The sequence below is a fragment of the Aeromonas rivuli genome, assembly GCF_000820045.1.
Taxonomy (GTDB): domain Bacteria; phylum Pseudomonadota; class Gammaproteobacteria; order Enterobacterales; family Aeromonadaceae; genus Aeromonas; species Aeromonas rivuli.
In genome coordinates, this window is the sequence record NZ_CDBJ01000064.1 from 1 (window position 1) to 1,466 (window position 1,466).

Annotated in this window: 3 protein-coding genes; 1 reads left to right on the forward strand and 2 read right to left on the reverse strand. The window is 55.9% G+C overall.

From position 1 onward, the window contains the following. The coding region (locus BN1130_RS15105) for a hypothetical protein (RefSeq protein ID WP_042042953.1) at positions 1–677 on the reverse strand (677 nt) is incomplete at its 3' end. Further along, positions 677–985, reverse strand: coding sequence for a hypothetical protein (locus BN1130_RS15110; protein WP_157014042.1), 309 nt, complete (start codon positions 983–985; stop codon positions 677–679). The genes BN1130_RS15105 and BN1130_RS15110, both read right to left, overlap by 1 nt. A 94-nt stretch (positions 986–1,079) precedes the next feature. Between BN1130_RS15110 and BN1130_RS15115 the strand changes: the two genes are divergently transcribed. Further along, on the forward strand, positions 1,080–1,406 hold the full coding sequence (locus tag BN1130_RS15115; RefSeq protein ID WP_042042957.1) for a hypothetical protein: 327 nt from the start codon (positions 1,080–1,082) through the stop codon (positions 1,404–1,406). Positions 1,407–1,466 lie beyond the last annotated feature (60 nt).

Genomic DNA, 1,466 nt, shown 5'->3' on the forward strand with positions numbered 1-1,466 from the left:
GCGGCGATAAAGTTGTCACGTGTCTCGGCGCTCTTAAACTTGGGTAAGCGGGGCAATAGCCCCCAGGCGGCAAGGGGTTGACTGCATACTTTCCACAACCGGAGGGCAAGCACCTGTTGATCGCCAAAATCAGTGGTGGCATTGAGCAGCCTCATGACCCGCTCAACGTAGTTCACTGCCAAGCGTTCGCGGCTTTCCTTGGTGCGCAGGGCATCCAGTGGCTCGGGGATAACATTTTGCACTTGGCGCAAGGTGGTGATGCGACCCGTAAGCCAGCGGTTAGCTTCATAGCAGATAGTCACCCCCTTGAGCACATCCGGGGCGCGGCGCAGGCAGTAACCCACGAACAGCTCAGCCATCAGGTCAGCAGGCAGTGATACCCCTGGCCCACCGCCTTCGCGTGGAATCGGGCGTTCGAGCAGGTCAAGTGCTCTGTCCAGGGCCAAGGCGCCAGGGATGCCGACGAAATAGGTTTTGATGGCCTCGTCGATGGGGACGGCAAGTGCCTTGCGCCGAGCGGCAGGCAAGCGAGACGCCTCCAGTGGATAGAGAGATACACGGCGACAAGCCATGATGCGACGCGCCATGGCTTTGAGGGAGGCCGCCAATTTCCAGGCAGAGGGCTGCCTGGTGACGATGGGTTTGGCGTCAAATAGCTCGGCGTGGTAGTCCCGCATCAGAACGGCAAGGGCTCGTCACAGCGCAGGTTGGCGAGCTGGTGTTCGGTACGATGTATGTTCCAGGTAGAGACGTTATAGAAGTGCCGATAGATGCGGCATTTCTGACCCAGCAAACAGCACGCGTAGCTCCGGCGGTGGAAACCCGCGAGGGCGGTCCTCAGTTGCTTGCGGCACTGTTTCAATGCTGCCAGATCTATTTGTGCCGTCGCATGCCAGGCTGCAAGCTCGGCGACCAGATCAGTTTCCAGCGCCGAAAAATCCGGTTGATTGTTGTGCATAGCGTCAATGACCGATAAATTTGGCATCTCAATGTCCTGCAAGTTGTAAACAAACCCCACCGCTGGTGCGCCAACACTGTGAACGCGGGGGGCTTTGTGCTTTCGTGATTAGGAGTGTTTTATGTTTAAGAGCAAGTACCTTTCAGGGGTCGCTCCGGCCCAATTTGACCAACAGGTCAGTGACTACATTGCCAAGCAACCTCCTAGCCGCGGTAAGACCCTTATCACGGTCATTGAGAATGAAGATGGCCGGGTTTACCGCAGCATCAAAACCGTGGGTCAAGACAGCTTTGTTGGCTTGGTTACGTTTTTGCGCGATGAGCTGGGTTTGCATGATCGGCTGTACTACAAACCGCGTCAGCCAAGCGGCAAGCCTGATGCTCATTTTCAGGAAAAGCCTGTCGTTGAACCCTTATCTGAGCGCTTAAAGCGGTACTTAAGGGTGTAAACGAGAGTAGATAAGCGCGACATAGCGCTCCTTTTTTTGCTGTCATTCGTGCCATGTTTC